Origin of the sequence: Chitinophaga sp. Ak27 (assembly GCF_012726295.1) — a bacterium.
Lineage (GTDB): Bacteria > Bacteroidota > Bacteroidia > Chitinophagales > Chitinophagaceae > Chitinophaga.
Genome location: NZ_JABAOB010000003.1, coordinates 102,135 through 118,316 on the forward strand (window position 1 = coordinate 102,135; position 16,182 = coordinate 118,316).

Genomic DNA, 16,182 nt, shown 5'->3' on the forward strand with positions numbered 1-16,182 from the left:
TGAATTACTTTCTCTCCGGCCCTTATTTTAAAAGACCAGCATAGCTTAATCAACCATCTGAAATGAAGCATGAACAATTAATCAGGTTTATTGAAAGAAATGTTCCCATCGATAGTTTCGATATTGATCTTATTGAAACTTATTTTGAACCAGTTACGGTTACTAAAAATGTAGTGTTAGAAAGAGAGCATAAAATTGCTAACCATCTCTATTTTATCAATTCAGGTTTTGTAAGGGTATATCATCTTGAAAATGGGGAAGAAATAACAACGCATATTAATAGTCAACTTAATTTCCTTACTTCTTTCAATAGCTTTATTACTGCAACCCCCGCACAGGATAATGTACAAAGCATTACTTCATGTGAACTTTTAAGAATATCGAAAAAGCATCTTGATGCACTTTATCAGCAAAGTGAAAAGTGGACGAAGTTTTGTAAAAAGATTTATGAAGAAGCCCTGACGTTTAATGAACAGCGAATGAAGGATATACTCACGCTACCAGCAGAAAGGCGTTATTTAAAACTAGTTTCCACGCAGCCGGAAGTTATCCGGAATGTGCCGCTTCAATATATCGCCTCCTACATCGGAATAAAGCCGGCATCTTTAAGCCGTATTCGCAGGCAAGTGATTTCTTAACATTTATCAAGTAGATTTTAATGCGTTCCCAAGACCTTTGCATCGTTTGATTATAAAAAATGAAAATGATGAAAAGCGTAATACAACTATCCATTTTTCCATTGGGAATGATAAATTCTTTTGTAATAAGGGGGACGGAAAAACATATTCTTGTAGATTCGGGCGTTCCGGGAAGTGAAGATAAGATCTTATCACAGCTCAAATCTCATGGGATTGATAAAAAAGATATTGGTTTAATTATTATTACCCATGGGCATATTGATCATTTTGGCAGCGCTGCAGCACTTAAGCAGAAATTAAGCGTTCCGGTGTTAACGCATGAATTGGATGCCGTTGCACTGAGAACAGGTAAAAGTATGGCAGAAACGCTAAAGCCGAATAAACGATATTGGAACATACTAAAACGGAAACTCATCAGAGATAAAGCCATACCATGTGAACCAGACATCATCCTGGAAGGTGATTGCAGTTATGACCTTCATGAATGGGGTGTAAATGGTAAAGTTATTCATACCCCCGGACATACACCAGGTTCCCTCTCCATTATACTTGCGGATGGGAATGCCATTATAATGGACCTGGCTTCTTCCGGTATTTTGCTGGGAGGCATGATGCTTTACGCAAGAATGAAACACCCGCCTTTTCATGACGACTTCCCAACTTTAAAAAGAAGTATTGAAAAAGTGCTGGTTGAAAAGGCAGATAAATTTTATTTGGGGCACGGGGGCCCCGTATCAAGAGATAATCTAATGTACTATTCAGCCAGGTTTCTGTAATCGTACAAAGGTAGCTAATGCGGTTCTTTCTATTGTCTTATGAGCGCATCTCGAAAATAGCTTTGGCGAAATCCTGCGAAATTAGTCGGTCGCAAAAGGCCTCAGCCATACCGTAAAGGAAATGAAACTTGACGTTATCTTTTTTAACTTTTCCTGAAATCTGTTGGCCGCGCGTCGGTAAATTCCCGGAAGGCATCGCTGAAAGAACTGATAGCCATGTACCCTACTGCCGCAGCAATATCGCCAATGGGCTTCTTCGTTTTCAGGATCATCTCAATTGCTTTGATCATACGGATCGTTTTTAGGAACTGCAGAAACGACATGTGCAAGCTGGACTGAAACAGGCGCGACATGGAGCGTTCGCTCATATTAAAGCGGTGGCTAACGCTTTTTAGTGTCAGCTTTTCGTTCATATTTTTTTCCAGATACCGGATGATCCGCTGTACATTTTCATCGTCGGTGATAGGAATCACTATAGGCAGGGCTCTGTTGTTTTCTTTTGGAAGAAGATTTTTTAAGGCTACCAGGAACTCGAAGTTTTCGTCTTTTTCAGTTACATGCCTGCCATCCCATCTTTCGGTATAGTTAACCATCTGGATCAGTAGCTCACTGGCAGGATATATGCCCAGCTTACTGTAAAAGGGGCTGGCAGTATCGTCATGGACGTAAAAATAAAGAGACCGGAATACCGTAGCAGAATGTCCTATCCGGATAATATGGGTCATTCCCTGGGGAATCCAGAAGTAATGACGGGCTGGCACCACGTAAGTATGTGCATCTACAGTAATGTAGGCAATGCCTCCCTCTACATAACTTAGTTGTCCTTTGGTATGCTTGTGGACTGGAATGAGCTTTTCCGATTTTTCATGCATAACAAAAACCGAATTCCGCTTTTTATCTATTTCCGGTAAAGCTGCTATTAACCCCATAATGCAGTTTTAAAGCTGCAAAATAACGTATTTGATAAGGTCAAGTAAATTGGATTGGCCGAAATGATGAAAATATTGTCTATTTCAGAGAAAATTGTCATGTCCTCATTAGATAATTTTGCGCCCTAGATTATGGAACCAGGAAAAAAAAGATTTTTGTTCGGTTTACTATTGGTGGGTTGTGCCCTTTCATCTTACGGACAAGCACCGGCCGCTAGTAGTGATACATTGAAAATTTCCCTGCCAGAAGCCTGGAGGAAAGCCGAGAACTACAGCCGCCTTGTAGTAATCAAAAAGAAAGCTACCGGCATATCAGGCGAAGAAATAAAGGATGCTAAAATGGAACGCTTCCCAGAAGTGGGTGTTAAAGGGAGTGTTGAAAAGGCCGGCAATATCCCGATATATGAAAATGGTCTGTTTTCAAAACCAACACAGCATGAAGTGATCCACACCCTGTACCGGGCCGGTGCGGATTTTTACCTGAACCTTTATAATGGTAATAAGCTCAACCTGAAAATTGAGGAGGACAAAACACTACATCAGATCAGCCTTATACAACAAGATCAGGCTATTTCCGATATCCGTTATAAGACAGCTACGCTATACCTGGACCTCCAGAAATCACTTATATTCAGAAAGCTTATCACAGAGGATATTGCCGACCAGGAGAAACAGCTCAAAGAAATTAAAGCATTTCATAGCCATGGTACGGTGCTGAAGAGCGACGTACTTCGTGCAGAGCTAGACCTGTCTAAAAGAAAAATGGCGCTGGTAACTATTGAGAATGATATCCTGATTGCCACGCAGAAACTAAATATCATCATCGGCGAGCCAGATGAAAGAATGATATTACCAGCCGATATCAGTGCCCAATGGGATGGGCATACCGACTATGAACAATACCTGGCGGAAGCATTTCAGCACTCTTTTCCCTATCATATCTCGGAGCAAGAGACCGAGCGAAGCAAAATACACTTAATGCAGGTAAAGGCGAATATCCGCCCAAAGCTAGGTATGTACGGGGAATTTTATTACGCCAATCCACAAATATTCCTTTATCCCTATAACCCTTACTGGTATTCGCTGGGCGTTGCCGGTTTAAAAGGTTCCTTTCCCCTTTCAGCCCTTTACCACAATGTCCATAAGGTAAGGGCCGCAAAGCTGGAATTAGAAAAAGAAGAAGAGCTGCACAAGGATACAGAAGATAAGCTGCGGCAACAGGTAAAAGAAGCGTTTTTGCGCTACAAAGAAGCCCTGGTACAAATACAGGTAGCGGAAACAAACGTTGCGCAGGCAGAAGAGAATGCCCGTATTATTAAGAATACCTATTTCAGGGGAACCTCTCTGATCACAGATCTGCTCGACGCCAATGTACAGGTGATACAAACCCGCTTCGAACTGGCAGCAGCCCGTATTATGGCGCAAAACAAATACTATTTACTTCAAAATATTACAGGCACTCTTTAATACCATGAAAAAGAAATATACCGTTACCGACAGGTTGATAACAAGGATCACCGGATGGCTTGCTGGCCTTGTTGTTATTGCATTGGCTGCCTGGGGCGTTAATACGCTCTGGGGCTATTATATCTACGAGCAAACCAACGATGCACAGGTAGAAGAATATGTCAACCCCATTATTTCAAGGGCAGGGGGCTTCATTGTAGCGGTGAAATTCGAGGAAAACCAGCCGGTAAAAAAAGGTGATACGCTGCTGGTCATCGACAACCGGGAATATATTCTGCAACAGGAACAAACAGAAGCTGCTATCCAAAAAGCGGAGGCGCAACTAAAAGTACTCGAGAGTAATATCCATACACTGGAAAAAACGGCCGCTGCTTCACAGTCGCAGATTACAGCCACCGGCGCCAAAGTTTGGAAACAACAATTGGATTACGATCGGTATAAGCAACTATACAACGAAGAATCGGCCACGCAGCAACAAATAGAAGCCATGCAGGCCACCCTGGATGTTAACAAAAGCGATCACAAGTCGGCCCAGGACAACTATGAGGCTGCCACCTCGCGCATTGCCGATATTCACGCAGAAAAAGCGGTAGTACAGGCAGAAATTGCCCGTTTAAAAGCATTGCTGGACAGGCATAAACTGGATGTAACTTATACAACCATTACCGCTTCTTATGATGGCCGGATGGGCCGCCGCACCGTGGAAGTCGGACAAATGATCGATGCCGGTGAAACACTGGCCTATATCGTCAATAATGAAACAGATAAATGGGTGATAGCCAACTATAAAGAAACCCAGGTAGCGCATATGCACATCGGCGACTCGGTGAAAGTGGTGGCAGATGCTTATCCCGGGCGTACATTCAGGGGAACTATCATCTCCCTTTCTCCGGCCACGGGCTCCAGCTTCTCGCTGTTGCCACCCGATAACTCTACGGGTAACTATGTTAAGATCGTACAGCGGGTACCGGTACGTATTCGCATCGACGGAGCAAGAAAAGACATTGATGTATTGAAAGTAGGTATGAATGTGAATGTTTATATACCTAAAGCGCAGCATCATGGCTAAGCCTATTCCCATTTTCAGAGATTGGGCACCGGAATGGCTGATAAAGGTGATTTTATTCTCGCTGCTGCTGCCGAGCATCGTGCTGTTCTTCCTGCCGCTGGCAAATATTAATGCGGCAGCAGGCTATTACGGCAGCGAACCAGCGGATATACAATTTGCTGTAGCCCTTTTTTATGCCGGCTACGTCGGATTTTATATCCTCGAACGCCGTTTCTTTGCCTACCTGGCTACCAGGGAATACTTTATCCTTTTTACATTTTTGCAGATGCTGACGAGCCTTATCTGCTATTATACGCACGAAGTGTATATCCTGTTTCCCATAAGGTTTATACAGGGAATGTTGTTCTCCAGCACGGTCAACCTCTCGCTGGCGCTGATGTTTACCCGGCTTCATACCGAGCGCGCCAGGGAAGTAAGCTTCTCTGTCTTCTTTGGCTTACTCCTTTGTGCCATGCCGTTCAATAACTTCGTTACCGCCGACCTGATCGATTCGTATAATTTCAATATCGTTTATAAGGGTGCATTGTTTTCTTATCTGCCTTGCCTGGTGTTGTTACTGATGGTCATGAACAATGTACGTCTTAATGTCCGTTTTCCTTTATATAAGCTTGACTGGCAAAGCTTTGCCATGTATAGCACTGTACTTTGCCTGATTGGTTATATCCTGATTTATGGCCAGGAATACTACTGGTTGGAAGACCTCCGCATACGATACAGTGTGTTGGCGATTGTAGGCCTTACCGCCGTGTACTTGTTGCGGCAAAAAGCCATGAAGCGTCCTTATACCGATCTCCGGATATTCAGGTTTCGTAATTTTAAGATTGGGTTGTTGGTATTGTTTGTCATGTATATCTGCCGTTTTGCGTCGGGAATTACCAATAGTTTTTTTGCAACGGTATTAGGTTTCGATCCCATGCACGTTTCTTACATCAACCTGCTCAATCTCTCCGGGTTGGTAGTGGGCGTAGTTATTGCCTGTGCTATAATCCTGCAAAAAAAACGGATACGTTATATATGGCTGCCAGGATTTTTGCTGTTACTGATCTTCCATGTTAGCATGTTTTTCCTGTTTGATGTGCAGGCAAACGAGTATAATTATTTCATTCCCCTTTTTATCCAGGGACTGGGTGTAGGACTGATCATGGTGCCTACCATTGTATATGCTGTTTCCGCGGTGCCGGTTTCCCTGGGAGCATCGGCAGCAGCGATTTGCCTGGCTATTCGGTACCTGGGGTTTTGTGTGAGTATTGGTATCATCAACTACTTTGAACTGTTTGAAAGAAGCCGGCATTACAACGCTTTCCAGGATCACCTTACCCGGATTGATCCCGCCGTAAGATTATTTCTTAAGAAACAAACCACCCGGCTAATGGCCAAAGGGATGTCGCATGGTCAGGCCGCCAGGGCATCTCATAAGCTGTTGGTCCGCAGTATAAACGGACAGGGCCAGCTTCGCTTTGCCATGGATTATTATGAAATGATGTCCTGGCTGATTGTTGGAACGTTGCTGTTGATAGCGATTTTCCCTTATCTCAACCGGACCACCGCTTATTTGAGATCGCGGAAACTCACGCCGGCATAGTGTGATAGTGATTTATCTTATGGAAATTATGAATGAAATGAAGAAACACCTTATCTTATTTTTGGTAATATTATTATCAGCCTGTTCTAAGGAGAATAAAACTTTCAGCCTGAAAACGATACGGCTCAATGACTACCGGCGGGCCAACCTCCCGGTTCAAAAGCTTTACCTGAAGGTTTTTGAAAATAACTCGATGGATTCCCTGGCGCATACCACCTTTTATCCCAGCGACCTTACGCTGCCGGCTACCTTCAAGGTTTACCCGACGTTGCCCATGAACTTATACCGGAAAGGCTACCAGGTTCAATTATGGGGCGACTCCACAGGGTACATCGGTACCTGCAAAGTAAATATGGATGAGTATAAGATCATTTTTCCCATAGATATGGAGGTAAAGAATGATAGCCTGAGTGTTTCTATGATGGGTAGCTGGCAATAGGTGCTGCCTTGTCCATTTTTTTTAATTAAAGTGTTAAAATGACAATTATTAATTTGGATTTATTATTTTCGACCCGCGGGAGCTACCCGGCTCCTGTATAAATTCCATGTCAGTCAACACAACATTAATACCATGAGGAGAGTAGCAGCATTTTTGATCATTGTCACCCTGTTTGCGCAAACGGTGCGAAGCCAGGATTTTCATCAATGGGCACCGGGCCCTCCCATGGGTTGGAATAGCTGGGATTGCTATGGTCCCACGGTAACAGAAGCAGAGGTAAAGGCGAATACCGATTATATGGCCAGATATTTAAAATCATCTGGATGGCAATATGTGGTGGTAGATATCAGGTGGTATGTTGGCAATGATAAAGCGCATGGGTATAATGAAACAGATCCCGCCTATAATATAGATCAGTATGGGAGATTTGTGCCGGCAGTAAACCGTTTTCCGTCTGCAAAGAATGGCCAGGGATTTAAGCCCCTGGCTGATTACATCCATAGTAAGGGGCTGAAATTTGGTATCCATATCATGAGAGGAATACCGGTGAAAGCAGTAAAAGAAAACTTGCCTATCAAAGGTAGCACCGCCCGCGCGGCCGATATCTATTCCAAAGAAGGGCAGTGCCTTTGGTTGCATGATATGTATACCATATTGCCGGAGAAGGAAGGCGCCCAGGCCTACTATAATTCGCTTTTTGATATGTATGCGGAATGGGGACTCGACTTTGTAAAAGTAGATGATCTTTCTTCCCCAATTTACTTTGCCGGCGAAATAGAAATGATCCGGAAAGCCATCGACCGCACCGGCCGGAAGATTGTGTTTAGCACTTCTCCGGGAGAAACGCCAGTGAATCATGCCGCCCATGTACAGCAGTATGCCAATATGTGGAGAACCGTAGGCGACTTTTGGGATAACTGGAAACAACTGAAAGAACACTTCCAGGTGTTTGAACGCTGGAATAAATGGAGGGCTCCGGGCGCTTATCCCGACGGCGATATGTTGCCCCTGGGCCGTATTGGTATCCGTGCGGAGCGCGGACATCCGCGCATGAGTGCATTTACAAAAGACGAGCAATATACCCTCATGACATTATGGACTATCTTTAAATCGCCCTTAATGTTTGGTGGTAACCTTCCGGATAACGATCCTTTTACATTATCCCTGCTCACTAATAAAAACGTCTTGAAAGTGTTAAATGCCAGCACTAATAACCGCCCGCTTTTCACGGAAGATGATAAAGCTGCCTGGACGGCGGAAGATCCGGCTACAGGCAGGAAATACCTGGCAGTGTTTAATACAGCGGATCATCCGGTTACCCCGGCTTCTTCGGTAGCGGTAAACCTGGCAGAATTGGGCATTAAGGGAAACTGCATCATCACCAATCTGTGGTCAGGTAAAAAGGTGGGTAGCTTTTCCGGCACTTTTTCACCGGTAATTGCCAGCCATGGCGCCGGCTTATACAGCATTGAAGAAAAACATAAATAATACCAGCACCGTCTTACCCTTTGAACCCAGGGGTAAGGCGGTTTTTCCCATTTACTTATCCAGCCACTGTTTAAACAGCCGTACCTTTTCTTTGCTCACCAGTACCTCCCTTTCCGCCTTCTGGCTGCCGCAACCATTTAGAGCAACCGATAACGGCCCTGCTATAAAAAGCCCTGTATATATACTGGTTGCGATCATTTTTGTTCGTTGCCGCAATATTTTCCATTTTATTTAACGTGTTCCCGGCATACTTAATCGAAGGGGATCGGAATATATTTGGTATTTTTATACTGCAATAAGCACAGATATGTGTTTGTTACTGTTACCTAAACATATGCTCAACGCTACAAATAACCACTGTATTTATCATGATGGCAGGCCTGCATGTATTTAAACAACTGGCGGCGCTCGGCACCCGGGATCAGATGCTTTCCAATGAAGAACGGAAAGTGGTACAGCTGGTAAATACATTGGCCCTGGTAACAGGCGGTTTTGCTATCACCATTGGCCCTGTTCTGTATTTTTGGTCTGGGGAACTGAAGATCTTTATCCCGGCCATGATAGAAGCCACGCTATTTGCCATCGTGTTACTGCTAAACTATTACCACCGGCATACGCTCGCTGCCAGCGTAATGATTGCTACTCAAAATCTCGCAGCGGTATATTTCGGGATGATGTTTAGCCAGCGGGCGCCTATCCAGTTGCTGACGCTTTGCCTGGTAAGTGTTACCCTGTTTGTATTTAAGAGAAGAGCCCTGCGTATCACCGGTATTATAGTGGCTTTCCTCTGCCTGGTTATATTAGAGTTCAATGATTTTACCAACATCGTACAACCTATTCTCTTCACGGGGTTGCAACAGCACCTGATCCGGTGGCTGGCCATGGTAGTGATCCTGTTGCTGAATGTGATTATTGTATTGTTTTATGTAACGCAAAATGATCAGCAAACAACGGCGCTGAAACATGCCAGTCACTATAAAAGCCTGTTTCTCCGGGAAACCAACCACGATATCAACAATCCGCTGAATGTGATTTACGGCATACTGCAGCATTATCTGCCACAAGCCGAAAAGCCCGACCAGCCGTCGGTAGAAGTAAGCCCGGGGCATATACGTACTATGTATGCGGCTACCAGGTCTATTATTGACGTGGTGGGAAATGTGTTGCTATTCTCAAAAATAGAAGCGGGCAACTACGATAAAATTGAAGTCTCAGAGATAGCGGTTCATTCCTGGCTAGGGGAGATTACGGAAATGTACAATGAGCTGGCAGGTGCCAAGCAGATCAATATCTCACTAAAAATAGCTGCTCAAACGCCGGCAATCATCGTTTCCGACCGGGTGAAATTAACCAGGATCATTTCCAACCTGTTGGCCAACGCCATCAAATTTTCTCCCAATGGTGCCGACATCCGCCTGGAGGCCGGTGTCGGGGAGGCCAGGTTACAGCTAAAAATCGCGGATCGGGGAAAAGGAATTTCTCCGGAGAAGTTAAAGAACCTGTTCGACTCCCCATTTGTATCGGAGCGCAACGACCTGATCGAAGGTACGGGCATTGGGTTGACCATTGTGAAACAGTTGACGGATACATTAGGAGGAACTATACAGGTGGAAAGCGCACCCGGTACCGGCACTACCTTTACCCTACGTATACCGGTTACCGTGCCCGAGATGCGGCAGGTAGCAGAAACAGTTATGCCGGGGGAAGCTATCAGCCGCTTCCCTAACAAGTCCGTGCTGGTAGTGGAAGACAACCCCATGAGCCAGATGATTGCCAATATGCATTTGAAGCGTTTAGGCTGCGCTCCCATCCGCTTTGCCGCTACTGGTAAAGAGGGAATGCTCCAGGCCAGGGAACAGGTGCCCGACCTGATATTACTGGATATCCAGCTGCCCGACTGTAACGGCCTGGAATTATTACATATCTTAAAATCTGACCCCCTCCTGCGGGAAGTGCCTGTAGTGGTTGTTAGCGGCGACAACTCAGAAGACTTATCCCGTCAAATGCTTGATTCAGGCGCTGCCGGTTATATTACCAAGCCAATAGAGTTAAAGGCTTTATCTAATCTGCTCTCCTCCTATTTTGGCTAGGGGAGCACACTTTCGCTTCCCATTTATCCCTTCTGTTTCCGTTCCCCCCAACGGGTGTTGCTCCTGTATTATATTTGTTAAGGAGAAATGCAACAGTAAATGATCCTATTACCTTCAGCCCGGCAGAAGTCTTTTTTTTAAATATCAACCTGTTTAATTATGAAAATCACAGCTTTGCCAAAGCCGGAATACCCATTTCCGTCGCTTATGAGTACTTATGCAGAAAAGGTCAAGGCCCAAACAGACATGTGGATTGACCGGGATTACGGATTTCTGCCCCTGAAGATGCAGATGAAGTACAAGCTATCTAATTTCGGCTATATCACGGCGAGGTGTTTGCCCGATATGCCTACCTACGACCATCTGAAACCCGCTGCTATGTTCATGTTGTGGGGAACCGTTTTTGATGATTATTATGAACATTGTACTACTGAACAGCTGCAGTCGCTGCAAAAAAGAGTAGTAACCGTATTGAAAGGCAGTGATCCCGAGCCGGGAGAGCACGACTTCTTCCCGCTGTTGGCCGACATACGGGACCGGCTAAACGTACTTTTACCGCCGTATTGGATGCAACGTTACATCGACAATGTGGATAACTACATTGGCAGCATGCAGCTGGAGGTGCCATTTAAGCTGGTGAAGCACTTCCCAAGGCTGGAAGAATTTATCCGGCTGCGGGAACTGACCATAGGGGTGCATGCCTTCCTTGATTTGATTATCCTGCAATTGGGCCTCGATTTGCCTGAAGAAGTGATGAACCATGCCTATATGAAGGAGCTGTATCGCCTCACAGCGCGGGTATTTGCCTGGTGCAATGACTTTTATTCCATTGAAAAAGACATTGACCGGGAGCCGCTAAACCTGGTGTTGGTCTTACAACATGAATTTAAATTGTCGATCGAAGCTGCTAATGATGCCGCTATGAGTTTCCACGACAACGACGTCAGGGAGATTGTCAGGTTGCAGTCGGATGTTCCGGATTTCGGCCATTATACCAATGGCGTGAAAAAATTTGCCTGGTACCTGGGCGTTATGATTCAGGGACAAAAAGACTGGTATGCTATCGATACCAAGCGTTATCAGAAAGGAGGATTTCCGGAGGAGGATACCTTCAAAGCAGTTGCAGGGAGCAGCCTGTAAGCCCTTGCCGTTACCAGATTAGAATGGTCCGGGGCCAGGCGGCTGGTCCCGGATATATTTTACAACTGTATCTCAAACAGGCTGGAAGTGCCGTTTTTGTAATGCGCCGGCAGCTCCGGGGAATCGTCGGGAGCAATAACGCCAAGATAGTTAAAACCACAGCTTACGTAGTAGTTGTTCAGCTTATCATTGCCGCTACCGGTATCCATCCTTATAAATTGCTTCTGGTGTTGGATAGCATACTCCCTGCACCAGGCCACGATATGTTTCACATAGCCGTTGCCGTGGTAATCGGGATGCGTCGCAATGCGGTGGATATAGATAGCCGGATCGCTGTCTTTTTCTTTCCAGATAGCCGGATCGTTAAAGGCAATAGAAAACACGCAGACTAATTGGTCCGCTTCCACTATTTTCCACAGCCGCTTTTCATTGATTTCCTTTTCTATCAGCGCCGGTTCAAATCCCAGCCACTGCTTCTGTGCCACCTTTTTCTGTAAAAGTGTGCCTGCATCATACAAACTAAATATCAGGCTGATGTCTTCCGGGGTACTGTTGGTAATTTTCATGCTCCGATGATTATTTCGGCTGTAAAATTCAATTATCTTCCTTTAATAAAACAGATTCAGTTTTGTTTATTTTCACCAGATCAGATTTTATATATTCCTTATTGGATGCGGTTTTGTGAAATGTATTATCTTCAAAGGATGAAACTAACGATATCAGGTTATTCTACCGCTTTATTTTCCACCTGGTACCTGCTGGAAGAGTGGAGTATTTTGATGGATGCAGGCGATGGGTTAACAGCAGCATTATTACAAAAGAGCAGGAAGATCAACTATGTATTTATATCGCATGCCGACAGAGATCATCTTACCGGCTTGCTTCAATTGAACCAACTCAATGCCCGGCAGGGCTTCCCGGTGATTTGTTATCCCCGCGACAGCAAATCATTCCCGGCCATGGAAGAATTTTCCAAACGGTTTGATCCACATATCAATGGCGCCCAATGGCGGGCAGTAGCACCTGGCGAAGAAATATGGGTAAAAGACGACCTGGTGGTAATACCCATCAGGAATGAGCACGTAACCACAGATTCGCAAACCATCCGCAGCCTTAGTTATAAGGTAATGCAGGTAAAACAAAAAGTACGCCCCGAACTGGCAACATTGCCCGCTGCCGAGTTAAAACAAATTATCCTAAGCAGGGGAAAGGAAAATACCACCATGGAAGTACGTAGCTGTTTACTTGGCTACTCCGGCGACACCCCGGTAACAGATCTTCTCCGCTGGGATCAATCCGGTATATTAATCCATGAAGCCACCTTCCTGGCTAGCGAAGGCGATGTGAAAATGGTACCGCATAAAAATAAACACAGTAAACTCGAAGAAGTGATGGAAATGGTAAGCGGCATTCAGATACAGCAACTGGTACTGGGGCATTTCTCTTCCCGCTATGATGCCACGCTGATAGACCGTAGCATCCGGGACCTCTGTGATAAGTATGCTATCAATATCCCCGTATACCGCCTGTTACCGGGTGTAACGGTAAAGGATATACTTTCCGGTACGCCTCTTAATAAATAAAGACAGTTGCAGAAAAATTTGTTTTTGTGGAATATAATTCCCTACATTTGCATCCCGCTTCACCACATAAGTGGTGGAAATGTCGGAACGGGGCGTAGCGTAGCCCGGTATCGCGCCTGCTTTGGGAGCAGGAGGTCGCAGGTTCGAATCCTGCCGCCCCGACACAATTGGACAGGATGGTATTTATACCATCCTGTTCTTTTTTACCCCCACCCGTAATGCCGTTCAGGCTTACAATTGGGGATCAAGGGATCAAGTTGAAAACTTGGGGGATTAGGTAAATTTTTAAGCATAGAGTTTAGTTAATCTATAGAGAAAAAATTCGACGTCCCGTACACCTCTGAGAGCGTTTCTAAAGGACTTTATCTTCGCATTAAATGATTCAGCAGCAGCGTTGGTAGCTCTGTTGTTAAAAAAGTTGAGGATACCCAGATAGTGGATCTTTATAGTCCTGGCCACGGTTTTAAAAGATAACAGTCCTGCTTCTTCGACGTCATTGTAGCGATGAAGCTGCCGGACGCGGAGGTGCCATAGTAGTGGCAGTTGGCTCATCAAACGATTTTCAGCAGGAGGTTAAGCAATACAGGGATGAACACTGTATACCTAAGTTCGTGCAAAACCAGGTAGAAGCCGCTAGTGTCAACCGTTACCGGGAGTATGGTCCGATTTATATCGATCAGGATAGTCAGCATCACTTCTCCCTGGTATTAGAGATGTATAGTGCGCCTATCTGGTCTTTCAGTGATCAGCGTAGCGAAACAGGGCTTGGCATTTGGGCCTATCACGTCTGTGAAGCCGTACTGTTTTGGCTGATGAAAATGGAGCCTGTGATGCATGAATGGTTGGATGGCATTGATCTTCCGGTTATCGATATTGAAGTACACGTTGATCCCGCAGTTGCTGACTTGGATACTATTGACGCAACGAAGGTAGATCAAACCGACACCCGCATCGTCTGTACCCCCACGGCGTGCGGGGTGAGGCTCCATGTGCCGCCGGGATTGCTGGCGTTGACAGGCTTTAGCGATAATCGCGCCGATAAGGCGTTGATGGCATCAGTGTTGCATGCTATGAATCAATTACCCAGGAGGCAACAAGCGGTTGATGTATCGACAGCACAACAAATCACAGATGTGGTGGAAAATATCATGGTGCCAACTCAGGCTAAAATGATCCTTTACAATGATGCTTCTCATAATGTTCAGATAGATCCGCGCAACCTGGTTTCGTCCCGCTATCTACAGGATGCAGACATATCTGCAGTGCTGGAGAGTTTGGTAGGGTGGCTTGGCGACAAATACATAATCCCCAAAACAATTGCCACTGTAGCTGAAAAAATACAACTAACAACCGACATCGTTAATGCGCTCAACAGCCAGATCGCCACTGAAATCGCGCAGTATGATGGCCAGGAACTGCTTCAATACCTGATTGCCCGTCACGAAAAGTTGGTTCAGGAGAGAGAATTTCAGGAATTGTATTTGCCGGCACGCATTGCCTGTTTCTCTGACTTTCAGCAGGAATTGGAGAAAATGAAAAAGAAGGGAAAACAACTGGTACCAACTGCATTTGCCTATCGTACACTGATTGAGTATGTGGCCAGCAACCCACCATTCGGAACAAAGCGTCCCAACATGGATAAGGTAGATTATCTCCTCGCCCTTATGGATATGATCAATGACTGGGGGACGGTCGGCGATACGCTTCGCCTGGGTTTGAACGATCCGGAAATGGGCCTGTTGCCCTCTGGAAGAATCGGTGCCGATAAAACCATGGAACGTGATTTTTTTGATAAATACCGACACTTAAAAACAGAAGCCGAACTTTTTAAGTTCCAGGAAAACTTCGATCGGATCTATCTGCCCCGTCCGCGTGGTAGGATGTCAGCTCCTACCGACGAGGTAAAAAAGTTAGATGCCGCTTTTGAAGCCGAATATGGGATCACATTCACCGAGAAGGCGCAGCTAATAGGCGCATTGATGAATATTGGATTTGTGGAGGGGATGCCCTGTGTTGTTATTGAAGAAAACGAATTGGTGGCACGTTTGGTAAAGGATTTACCTGAGCTGTCTGAGGCGAAGATAAAAGACGCATTAGTTCTCCTGACTCTCCAACAGCGGCCAGCTTTGGGAACACCTGTCGCGCCTTACACTTTTAATGATATCGCCACTTGGAGATATAACCGTGCCTTGTCGCACCTGCGAAGGCCGTTGGTTCGTATCAAAAATGGCGGTGCTCTCACCTATATGTACGGTTATCGTCACTTGCTTGATGTTGTAGGTAACTACTACATGCTGATTGGAGTAGGTAAACTGGCGGCCAGCAGTGCGGCCATGAAGACTTACTTGGGTGCAATGGCCGAAGAACGCGGTAAGGAATTTCGTAACATGGTGCGAGACTGGTTTAAGGGCAATACGCAGTTTGAGGTGATCAATCACGAGGTTAAGATTGATCGTGGAAAGCACCTGGATGCCGAAAAAAATTACGGCGATGTAGATCTGCTGGTAATCGACCATAAAGGGAAGATAGTCTATGCTCTCGAATGTAAGGCAATTTATGGTGCTCGCAGTATTTATGAAATGAAGACCGAGGCGGACCAATATCTTGGTCGCCCAGGCAAAGAAGCAAAAGCTAAAATCGGAATGCATGTAGAGCGTAATAACTGGTTGCAAGCAAATTACAATAAGGTCGCGGCGTATCTGAAGCTGGATGGCTCTTATTCGGTACACTCGATGTTGATAACTGCCGAACCAATACCATTGCCTATCCTCAAAGCTGCACAAGTGCCATTGCCTATTACCGATTTTGTGCAGTTGCGTATGAACGGTGTCGATGCCCTAAAGTAACCGTACTTTACATTATATACCTGCGCCTCCACCAAATCTCGGTGGTGGCGCAATCATTTTCCGTTGCCGCCGTTTTCGCCCAAGCTAAGGGAATCAAAACTCATTTCATTAATCACCAGGGGACAAGGTTTATCA

General features: G+C 45.3%; 14 protein-coding genes and 1 tRNA gene. 12 read left to right on the plus strand and 3 right to left on the minus strand.

Features of this window, described 5'->3' with window-relative positions; all coding sequences use genetic code 11:
* Positions 1 to 62 precede the first annotated feature (62 nt).
* Both HGH90_RS11870 and HGH90_RS11875 read left to right on the plus strand, forming a co-directional pair.
* Entirely contained in the window at positions 63 to 638 is a 576-nt protein-coding gene (locus HGH90_RS11870; protein WP_168766807.1) for a Crp/Fnr family transcriptional regulator, read from the plus strand.
* Between the two features lie 65 nt (positions 639 to 703).
* Positions 704 to 1,414, plus strand: coding sequence for an MBL fold metallo-hydrolase (locus HGH90_RS11875; RefSeq protein ID WP_168766808.1), 711 nt, complete (start codon positions 704 to 706; stop codon positions 1,412 to 1,414).
* Positions 1,415 to 1,557: 143 nt separating this feature from the next.
* Here HGH90_RS11875 and HGH90_RS11880 read toward each other — a convergent pair whose 3' ends face one another.
* Positions 1,558 to 2,343 (minus strand): AraC family transcriptional regulator, encoded by a 786-nt coding sequence (locus tag HGH90_RS11880; protein WP_169191178.1) that lies wholly within the window; start codon positions 2,341 to 2,343, stop codon positions 1,558 to 1,560.
* A gap of 132 nt (positions 2,344 to 2,475) precedes the next feature.
* Here HGH90_RS11880 and HGH90_RS11885 point away from each other — a divergent pair, with 132 nt between their 5' ends.
* The 7 genes from HGH90_RS11885 to HGH90_RS11915 all read left to right on the plus strand — a co-directional run bounded on the left by HGH90_RS11885 (position 2,476) and on the right by HGH90_RS11915 (position 11,618).
* A complete protein-coding gene (locus tag HGH90_RS11885; RefSeq protein WP_169191179.1) occupies positions 2,476 to 3,810 on the plus strand; it encodes a TolC family protein in 1,335 nt (444 codons plus the stop codon).
* Positions 3,811 to 3,814: 4 nt separating this feature from the next.
* Positions 3,815 to 4,879, plus strand: coding sequence for an HlyD family secretion protein (locus HGH90_RS11890; protein ID WP_168766811.1), 1,065 nt, complete (start codon positions 3,815 to 3,817; stop codon positions 4,877 to 4,879).
* Positions 4,872 to 6,461 (plus strand): MFS transporter, encoded by a 1,590-nt coding sequence (locus tag HGH90_RS11895; protein WP_168766812.1) that lies wholly within the window; start codon positions 4,872 to 4,874, stop codon positions 6,459 to 6,461. Before HGH90_RS11890 ends, HGH90_RS11895 begins: the two co-directional genes overlap by 8 nt.
* 37 nt (positions 6,462 to 6,498) lie before the next feature.
* On the plus strand, positions 6,499 to 6,900 hold the full coding sequence (locus HGH90_RS11900) for a hypothetical protein (RefSeq protein ID WP_168766813.1): 402 nt from the start codon (positions 6,499 to 6,501) through the stop codon (positions 6,898 to 6,900).
* 132 nt (positions 6,901 to 7,032) lie between these two features.
* Positions 7,033 to 8,388 (plus strand): glycoside hydrolase family 27 protein, encoded by a 1,356-nt coding sequence (locus tag HGH90_RS11905; protein ID WP_169191180.1) that lies wholly within the window; start codon positions 7,033 to 7,035, stop codon positions 8,386 to 8,388.
* 368 nt (positions 8,389 to 8,756) lie between these two features.
* Positions 8,757 to 10,478 (plus strand): hybrid sensor histidine kinase/response regulator, encoded by a 1,722-nt coding sequence (locus HGH90_RS11910; RefSeq protein WP_169191181.1) that lies wholly within the window; start codon positions 8,757 to 8,759, stop codon positions 10,476 to 10,478.
* 159 nt (positions 10,479 to 10,637) lie between these two features.
* Entirely contained in the window at positions 10,638 to 11,618 is a 981-nt protein-coding gene (locus HGH90_RS11915; RefSeq protein ID WP_169191182.1) for a terpene synthase family protein, read from the plus strand.
* Between the two features lie 59 nt (positions 11,619 to 11,677).
* Here the strand turns inward: HGH90_RS11915 and HGH90_RS11920 are convergent, their stop codons facing one another.
* Positions 11,678 to 12,184: a GNAT family N-acetyltransferase gene (locus HGH90_RS11920; protein ID WP_169191183.1), complete on the minus strand. Its 507-nt coding sequence runs from the start codon at positions 12,182 to 12,184 to the stop codon at positions 11,678 to 11,680.
* A 138-nt stretch (positions 12,185 to 12,322) separates the two neighbouring features.
* Between HGH90_RS11920 and HGH90_RS11925 the strand changes: the two genes are divergently transcribed.
* Together HGH90_RS11925 and HGH90_RS11930 are read left to right on the plus strand one after the other, a co-directional pair.
* A complete protein-coding gene (locus tag HGH90_RS11925) occupies positions 12,323 to 13,201 on the plus strand; it encodes an MBL fold metallo-hydrolase (RefSeq protein WP_169191184.1) in 879 nt (292 codons plus the stop codon).
* A gap of 88 nt (positions 13,202 to 13,289) precedes the next feature.
* Positions 13,290 to 13,363 (plus strand) — tRNA-Pro (locus tag HGH90_RS11930).
* Positions 13,364 to 13,486: 123 nt separating this feature from the next.
* On the opposite strand, the gene HGH90_RS11935 is transcribed toward HGH90_RS11930, so the two are convergent.
* The gene (locus HGH90_RS11935) at positions 13,487 to 13,753 is read right to left on the minus strand and encodes a transposase (protein ID WP_211172625.1); all 267 of its coding nucleotides are present in this window, start codon (positions 13,751 to 13,753) and stop codon (positions 13,487 to 13,489) included.
* A 59-nt stretch (positions 13,754 to 13,812) separates the two neighbouring features.
* On the opposite strand from HGH90_RS11935, the gene HGH90_RS11940 reads away from it, so the two are divergent.
* On the plus strand, positions 13,813 to 16,047 hold the full coding sequence (locus HGH90_RS11940; RefSeq protein WP_169191185.1) for a hypothetical protein: 2,235 nt from the start codon (positions 13,813 to 13,815) through the stop codon (positions 16,045 to 16,047).
* The last annotated feature ends 135 nt before the right edge of the window (positions 16,048 to 16,182 follow it).

Excerpts from the sequence above, each read along its gene's own strand:
- HGH90_RS11870 (WP_168766807.1), top strand. The coding sequence starts at position 63 with ATGAAGCATGAACAATTAATCAGGTTTATTGAAAGAAATGTTCCCATC.
- HGH90_RS11875 (WP_168766808.1), top strand. The coding sequence starts at position 704 with ATGATGAAAAGCGTAATACAACTATCCATTTTTCCATTGGGAATGATA.
- HGH90_RS11880 (WP_169191178.1), bottom strand. The coding sequence starts at position 2,343 with ATGGGGTTAATAGCAGCTTTACCGGAAATAGATAAAAAGCGGAATTCG.
- HGH90_RS11885 (WP_169191179.1), top strand. The coding sequence starts at position 2,476 with ATGGAACCAGGAAAAAAAAGATTTTTGTTCGGTTTACTATTGGTGGGT.
- HGH90_RS11890 (WP_168766811.1), top strand. The coding sequence starts at position 3,815 with ATGAAAAAGAAATATACCGTTACCGACAGGTTGATAACAAGGATCACC.
- HGH90_RS11895 (WP_168766812.1), top strand. The coding sequence starts at position 4,872 with ATGGCTAAGCCTATTCCCATTTTCAGAGATTGGGCACCGGAATGGCTG.
- HGH90_RS11900 (WP_168766813.1), top strand. The coding sequence starts at position 6,499 with ATGAAGAAACACCTTATCTTATTTTTGGTAATATTATTATCAGCCTGT.
- HGH90_RS11905 (WP_169191180.1), top strand. The coding sequence starts at position 7,033 with ATGAGGAGAGTAGCAGCATTTTTGATCATTGTCACCCTGTTTGCGCAA.
- HGH90_RS11910 (WP_169191181.1), top strand. The coding sequence starts at position 8,757 with ATGATGGCAGGCCTGCATGTATTTAAACAACTGGCGGCGCTCGGCACC.
- HGH90_RS11915 (WP_169191182.1), top strand. The coding sequence starts at position 10,638 with ATGAAAATCACAGCTTTGCCAAAGCCGGAATACCCATTTCCGTCGCTT.
- HGH90_RS11920 (WP_169191183.1), bottom strand. The coding sequence starts at position 12,184 with ATGAAAATTACCAACAGTACCCCGGAAGACATCAGCCTGATATTTAGT.
- HGH90_RS11925 (WP_169191184.1), top strand. The coding sequence starts at position 12,323 with ATGAAACTAACGATATCAGGTTATTCTACCGCTTTATTTTCCACCTGG.
- HGH90_RS11935 (WP_211172625.1), bottom strand. The coding sequence starts at position 13,753 with ATGAGCCAACTGCCACTACTATGGCACCTCCGCGTCCGGCAGCTTCAT.